Raw genomic sequence first — 7,708 nt, 5'->3', positions numbered from 1 at the left:
CTTCTTCCTTCTTCCTTCTTCCCTCTTCCTTACCTTATATAATACCTTTTTCTCTCAACTTTTCAATAGTTGCACGTTGAGTTTCAATAAAATGTTTTCGCTCCACTACTCCACTATCCATAGTATTAGCAGGATAAGCATGAAACTGACGATAACTTTCTGCATAAAGATCCCACCGTTGCCTTGCTAATAAATTTTTCATTCCTACTTGAGAGCGATAGTTGCGGAGAGCCATAATATCAATTTCAGCATAGGCGGCCATGCTTTCCCCTGCACCCGTTTCCGCTAATATTAAACCTCGATAGTCGATAATTTTGGAACCCCCATCAACGGAAGCTTCAGGAATAGGAGTATTGGCAATACCTGCAGTATTAGCAGATATCACATACATCATATTTTCCACAGCACGAGAAACTTTCGCTGCTTCCTTTGGCGATCGCGCTTGCCCATAAACCTCTGAAGTAGGATGCAGTAAAATTTCTGCCCCGCGCATTGCCAAACATCGGGTAACTTCTGGAAATAAAATTTCATCAGAGGCAACAGCAGCAAAATTACCTATCGCTGTTTTGGCAATAGGAAATACTCCCTCTAAACCATAACAGTCGAGATATTTATCCCAAACATCGTGAGGAGTAGGAGCAAACATAGAGTTGAGACGGCGATAGCGCAATACCATATTGCCACTCGGATCTATGAGAAAGCAGCTTTGAAAATATAATTCGGGAAAGTTAGGGTCAACTTCGTAAGCATTGCCCCCTAGAAAAATATCATTTTTTTGAGCAATCTCTCCTAGACGGTCGTAGATGGGGTCAGTCATTTCTAAACAAGCTTTATTTGCCCAACTTGTCAAAGACTCGGCCATCGGAAAACCTGTGAGAAAATATTCTGGCAGTAAAACTAATTTACAGTTTAGGCCAATAAAAGCTTTACTAGCAGCAATTTGTTTGGCTAGGTGGTTAATAGTTTGTTGAATCAGCGATCGCGCAGATTCTCGGTCGTTGGCCTGATTTACTGCTTTAGCTTGGATTTGAAGGGCCAAAGCCTGGAAAGGGGTCATTTCAGTTATCAGTTATCAGTTATCAGTTATCAGTACCGACCACTAAAGCCGATTGATAATTTCTTTCCTCCTACTCCCTCTTTGCATAGAAAAGATAAACAGTAACAAGAAAAAATAAGAATAAGTAATCTATATTATACCAATGCTTTCTGCTCCCTCTCTATTACCTTACAATCCAAATTGATTGTCCTAACCAAAAAACTTAGTACTGTAGCACTAATGATATTACCTGCCTAATTCCAATACTCCAAATAGATTCAGTAAGGGGTCTCCCATGATAATCTCTGATTTAACGGGAGATAACTTCACAAATAAAAGGCGCAAAATATTACGCCTTAGAAAAAATAACTGTAGTTAAAGTGTTAGGAGTAACGCACTCCCAGGCTTTTTTAGTGGACGATAAATTCTATAACCTTAAGAAGGTTGGTCTTGATTAATCTGGCGTTCAATGGTTTGAATGGCCGCATTAAGTCCAGCTAATCTAGTTTCTAGATCGTCTCGCATCCACTTGAGGAATTTCAGTTTATTTTCCTGATGGGCTTTTCGAGACTCTGGTTGAAAAAAGTCCCAGTCACAGCAGGATTTAGCAAAGAATGGAAACATGGGTAATACTCTCAACTCATCTTTACTTAATATTTTGAAACAAAAACTCTAAAAATGGCAGATTCTATTCTAACTTATTTCTTAAGCATCAAAAATGAAGGCCATGCCAGTTGTCAAAAATCTTTAGAAGTCCGTACTTCAACAGGTAGAGCATTATATCTATTTCTTGGGTCTGTTTTTGTAAAATGCAAATAAGTTTTCAATGGAACTTAATACCCCCGCTCTTAAGGACTGGTTTTAAATATCAGCAGTGTTTGCGATCGCATCCTTACTTAGTTTGATAGATTAATCACCGCTATCATTAACAGCTATTAACAGCGATCTGTTTCACAGCATCCTGATTTTTTCCACATTAGATTGAGTTTCGTAAACTCAGATTCATGCTAATTTTAGCACTTTCAAATATTGATCCAAACTTGATTTCATGCTAAAATTTATACTGTAATTTTTAGGCAATAATCACTGTGATAATTATAATCACTTATTAAATATAAAAAACTCTAAATTTGCCTGAAAAAGTTCAATAATATTTTACATTTATCTATAAAATATAAAGGAGATATGATTATGGTTGCTCAATCTCGTATTTATTCATCACCTCTACAACAAGCAATTGACCGTTATCCGCTAACTGTAACCCCTGAAACTCCTCTGGTAGATGTACTCAAACAAATGAGTATGTTACAAAGCAGTTGTGCAATGCCTGTAAATACACTGACAAATGGAAAAATTGATGAATCACCATTATCAAACCAAGAAAAAGCTACAAGTGTTTTAGTGGTAGAAAATAAATCAATAGAAAAAGAGCAAAAATTTGATAATACACAATCTTCTTTTTTATTAGGAATATTCACTGTCAGCGATCTTGTCAAACTAATTGCAACTGATAAAATTGGTAGTTTCAGCAACTTATCAGAAAAAGTGAAGATAGCAGAAGTCATGTCATCTAATTTTGTGACTCTAAAAGAATCAGACGATCAAGATTTATTTACAGCTTTATCTCTGTTTCGCCAACATAAAATTAGTCATCTGCCAGTGCTAGATAGTATAGATCAAATAATTGGTGTTGTCACACCAGAAGGAATTCGTCAAGTACTGCAACCTTCTAATATTCTCAGGTTAAGAAGCGTCAATGAAGTCAAAAATGATTCTGTTGCTGTCACAACTTCAGAAACGACATCATTGTTAGAAGTTAGTCAATTGATGTCAACTCAAAAAGTCAATAGTGTAATTGTAACACAGAAGAAAAAAAGTAAAACACAAAGGACTGAAATTGAAAAACCTGTCGGTATAATTACAACAGATGATATTGCACAAGCTTATTTTATAAGTATTAGTTTGGCAGCAACACCCGTAAAAAAGGTCATGAAAATGCCAATTAACAGCTTGAAACAAACAGACTCTCTCTGGGATGCTCATAAAAAGATGTTGCAGGAACAGGTACAAATTTTAATAGTATGTGGTAAACAAGGAGAGTTTCAGGGAACAGTTAATCAGGCAAGCTTACTACAAGTATTAGATCCGACAGTAATGTTTGGGCTAGTTAGAAAATTACGCAAAGATGTTAATCAACTGCAAGCAGAAAAATTTGAACTATTACGCAGTCGAAATCTGGAATTAGAAAAAGAAGTGCAGGCACGAACGGCAGAAATACAAGCACAGTTAGAACGCGATCGCCTCCTTGCAAAAATAGCCCTTCGGATTCATCAATCTTTAGATATAGATGAAATTATTAATGCTGTAGTTACAGAAGTTCAACAATTCCTCAAAACTGATAGAGTAGTCTTCTTTCAGATAGAAACAGCCAAAGTCGTTAAAGTAGTTGCTGAGTCAGTAGAAAAAAACTGTAATTCTTGGATAGGAGAAACAATTTCATCTGAATGCTTAACAAAGATGAAACAAGATCGGATTCAGGCAGTTTCTGATATCACTCAAACAAATTCAAGTACACAAAAAATTACTGAACTGGAGAAAAAACAAGTAAAAGCTTACTTAATAGTACCAATTTCCCAAGATGGACAACTATGGGGACTGATGTGTACCCAGGAATGTTCCGGAATTCGAGAGTGGCAACAATCTGAAATTGATTTATTGAAGCAACTAGCAACTCAGTTAGCGATCGCTATTCAACAAGCCCAACTTTATCAACAAGTACAAACTCTTAATACAGACTTAGAAAAACAAGTTCAAGACCGCACAGCAGAATTGGAACAAAAAGTGCAAGAGCTACAGCAACTTAATATTCTCAAAGATGATTTTTTAAGCACTGTTTCCCATGAGTTAAGAACACCTCTATCGAACATGAAAATGGCTATTCATATGTTGAAAGTCTTTCCTGTATCAGAACGCGGTAAAGAATATTTAAATATTTTAGATACAGAGTGTAAAAGAGAAATTAACTTAATTACCGATCTATTAGATTTACAGCGCTTAGAAGGTGGTACTGGATCTGCTCCCACAGATGTGATAGATTTAGAAAGTTGGCTTGCCACTATTATCGATCCTTTTAAATCTAGAGCCAGAGAACGTCAACAAACTCTAAAAGTTAAATGCCCTAAAAAACTTCCCCAGATCATGTCTAACAATAATAGTTTAAGCAGGATTTTAGCAGAACTTCTAAATAATGCCTGCAAGTATACTCAGAATGAAGGCGAAATCAAGTTTGTAATTGAATGTAATCAGAAAAAAAGTAGCAAAAAAAGCATGATAGAAACACCAGAGTCAATCAAATTTTTGATTAGTAACCCATCAGAAATTCCTGCGTCTGAGTTACCTAAAATATTTAACAAATTTTATCGAGTGCCTAATGCCGATCCTTGGAAACAAGGGGGGACAGGTTTAGGTTTAGCCCTAGTGAAAAAATTGGTAGAACAGCTCAATGGTAACCTATTAGTATCCAGTAGTAATGGTTGGACAACTTTTACAGTAGAAATACCAACCTAAAGGAATGGCATCAAATTCTAATTTCCGAAATTTACCGAATAATTAATAATTAAGGAATAAGAATTAAATTATTCTGGTTAAAAGCCTGTCCTTTCAAGGGGAAAAGCGGTCGTTTGCTTTGCAACGCTGGCGCGAAAAGCGCAGCGCACCCGTTGGGTGGGATGGCGTTTGCTACCGCAAAGCTTTCCGTTCCGGAATGCTACCGCAAACCCTAACAGCGGAGTGGCTCTGATAAGAGCGGGTCCCCTCGCCATATACAATCGACCAAGACAGCGGTCGTTAGCGCAGCGCACCCGTTGGGTGGGATGGCAAGGAAACCTGCGCCATATCTAATGGACCAAGAGAAGAAATAATATTTCCTGATATTCAATTCCGTAACGGTTTTAACCACAGGTAATTATCCATTATCCATTATCCATTATCCATTATCCATTATCCATTAATAAAAGTGCATTCAGGGAAACCAAGACAACAGAACATTTCTCACTCTCAGGATTGGTCATGGCCCCTATGGCCTATTTTACCATTATACCCTTATGGACAAAGACGGACATTACGAAAAGAGATAGTCAAAGAGACCATCTGGGTTTTTGACCAACTTCAGGGTATCTTCTATGTTACTGTACCAATTCGGATGACAGTGATAAGAATGATCGGAGGCGGTTTGTTTGTTTACGCCCCAGTAGCACCAACACGGGAATGCATACGCCTTCTTAATGAATTGGTCGAAAAATATGGAGAAGTACGCTACATTATTTTACCTACTATTTCTGGCTTAGAACATAAAGTATATGTGGGACCCTTTGCGAGAAAATTTCCCACGGCGGAAGTTTTTGTTACGCCCAACCAATGGAGTTTTCCGATAAATCTACCTCTGAGTTGGTTGGGTTTACCGAAAAAACGCACCCATCTACTTCCTGCCAACAGTAGTGATACACCTTTTGCAGCAGAATTTGACTATGCGACTCTCGGCCCCCTTGATATTGGTTTGAGACCTTTTGCGGAAGTAGTATTTTGCCATATTCCATCTCAAACTTTATTAGTAACAGATACAGTTTTGTCTGTACCCACCGAACCACCAGAAATTTTGAATTTTGACCCCTATCCATTGTTGTTTCACGCCAAAGATGATGTTTCTGATGTAGTAGAAGATAATCCCGTCAATAGATGTATAGGGTGGCAAAAAATATGTTTGTTTGCATTATATTTTCAAGTGGATGCTTTAGATGTAGTATCTACTAGAGAGGTGTTTCAAAATGTTTTGAAAGCACCAGACCGCTCAAAGCGTGCATACTTTGGTCTTTTACCGTGGCGTTGGAAGTCTGAATGGCAGGGTTCTTTTACACAATTACGACAGGATGGGCGGTTGTTAGTAGCGCCTATATTGCAAACCCTGATTTTGAATCGCGATCCAAAACAGGTGATGGAGTGGGTTGAGAAAGTGGCAAGTTGGAATTTTCGGCAGATTATTCCTTGTCATTTTGATGCACCTATTCAAGCAAGTGGGTATGAGTTTAGGCAAGCGTTTAGTTTTTTAGAAAAGGATAGTGACGGGTATTTACCAGAGACAGATTTACAGTTTTTGAGAGAATTAGATGATAAGCTTAAAAAAATAGGGGCTTTACGTTAAAGCTGAAGAGCATTTTCTTATTTTCCCTATATATAAAATGTATACCAAAGAACCATTTTCTTGAAGAGGTTAACATGGATATTGTTCGTTTAATTTGTGCGATTTTTTTACCACCACTTGGCGTATTTCTACAAGTAGGTTTTGGTGGTCAATTTTGGTTGAATATTCTTTTGACTTTTCTGGGTTATATTCCAGGAATTGTTCACGCTGTTTGGATTATTGCTAAAAGATAAATAGTTATGATTTTTAGGTGGTAATATCCAGGTATTTATGCCACAATTACCACCTGATATCATGTCCGGATAATCAGCGATCAAAAAACCTTCTCCCTTCCCAGGTCCGAATTTTAACTAATGACTGATTTAGAAAGAAGATTAGGAGGCGATCGCTTTCTCAAAAACTTCTCTACATTTTCTTATTTCACTTTCACTCGTGCGAGGGTGATTAACTGTTGAATAAAAATTGTAGAAAGTAGTTGCTATTTGTAGAAAAGTGTTTTAATATTAAACAGGTAACTAAAGCTTAGGAAATAATTCAGGTGAATGCGACTTGTTGACAGACATATGATTAACCGAACACATATCTATTGGCAGGTGTGTGATGAGTTAGCCTTTAAATCAAAAAACTTGTACAACCTGGCTAACTATTATTGTCGTCAGCATTTTTTCACTTTTCTCAAAAAGTCTAGATTTAACCAAGCTATATCACGCCACCAAAGATAGCGATGCCTATAGAGCATTACCAACTAAGGTATCAAAACAAATAATAAAATGCTTGGTTGCAACTTGGCGTGGTTATTTTCAGGCAATAGGAGAATGGTCAAAACATCCACAAAAGTTTTTAGCTAAACCCAAAATACCAAAGTATAAGAATAAAACTCAAGGTAGGAATGTAGTTATATATTCATGCATAGTCTGTATATAAAGCACCACTAAAGGACGGTATTTGTCACTTATCTATGAGTGATATCAAAATACCTGTAGTGGTTGAGTCTGTAGTTGAAGTGAGGATAGTACCTGCAACTGGCTGCTATGTAATTGAAGTTGTGTATGAAAAAACTGAACAACCACGGATAGAGTCAAAATATGTAGCAGGAATAGATTTAGGGATTGACAGATTAGTAGCTCTATCTACAAATAAGCCTGGTGTCAAACCACTGCTGATTAACGGGAAGCCACTAAAAAGCGTCAATCAATTATATAACAAGCGTAAAGCTAAATACCAAAGTCATCTCAAAGGCAACAGAAAAACTAGCCGTAAGATTGAGGCGTTAACCTATCACCGAAATCGTTTTGTGGATAATTATTTGCATAACACCAGTTTCTTAGTGGTTGAGTATTTAACCACAAATAATATTGGTACTGTAGTCATTGGAAAAAATGATAATTGGAAACAAGGTGCAAATATCGGCAAAAAAAACAACCAAAATTTTACTCAAATACCTCACGCTAAGTTAATTCAACAGATAACTTATA

General features: G+C 36.9%; 7 protein-coding genes. 5 read left to right on the top strand and 2 right to left on the bottom strand.

Annotated features, from left to right (window positions below; genetic code table 11):
• Positions 1-34 precede the first annotated feature (34 nt).
• The gene (locus AC3DU7_RS13105) at positions 35-1,057 is read right to left on the bottom strand and encodes a nitrilase-related carbon-nitrogen hydrolase (RefSeq protein WP_488039781.1); all 1,023 of its coding nucleotides are present in this window, start codon (positions 1,055-1,057) and stop codon (positions 35-37) included.
• A gap of 414 nt (positions 1,058-1,471) precedes the next feature.
• A complete protein-coding gene (locus AC3DU7_RS13100; RefSeq protein ID WP_488039780.1) occupies positions 1,472-1,660 on the bottom strand; it encodes a hypothetical protein in 189 nt (62 codons plus the stop codon).
• 54 nt (positions 1,661-1,714) lie between these two features.
• Between AC3DU7_RS13100 and AC3DU7_RS13095 the strand changes: the two genes are divergently transcribed.
• The 5 genes from AC3DU7_RS13095 to AC3DU7_RS13075 form a co-directional block, all read left to right on the top strand.
• Complete coding sequence (locus tag AC3DU7_RS13095) at positions 1,715-1,855, top strand: hypothetical protein (RefSeq protein ID WP_488039779.1); 141 nt, start codon at positions 1,715-1,717, stop codon at positions 1,853-1,855.
• A 372-nt stretch (positions 1,856-2,227) separates the two neighbouring features.
• Entirely contained in the window at positions 2,228-4,603 is a 2,376-nt protein-coding gene (locus AC3DU7_RS13090) for a CBS domain-containing protein (RefSeq protein ID WP_488039778.1), read from the top strand.
• A 448-nt stretch (positions 4,604-5,051) separates the two neighbouring features.
• Entirely contained in the window at positions 5,052-6,233 is a 1,182-nt protein-coding gene (locus AC3DU7_RS13085) for a DUF4336 domain-containing protein (protein ID WP_488039777.1), read from the top strand.
• A gap of 74 nt (positions 6,234-6,307) precedes the next feature.
• Positions 6,308-6,466 carry a YqaE/Pmp3 family membrane protein gene (locus AC3DU7_RS13080; protein ID WP_293080419.1) on the top strand — a complete coding sequence of 53 codons (159 nt, stop codon included), beginning with the start codon at positions 6,308-6,310 and terminating at the stop codon, positions 6,464-6,466.
• Between the two features lie 725 nt (positions 6,467-7,191).
• Positions 7,192-7,708: transposase (locus AC3DU7_RS13075; protein WP_488039776.1), on the top strand; the 517-nt coding region annotated here is incomplete at its 3' end.

This window comes from Okeania sp. (genome assembly GCF_983059655.1).
The sequence above is the reverse complement of the archived record's forward strand: the minus strand, read 5'-3'. Positions and strand labels throughout refer to the sequence as shown.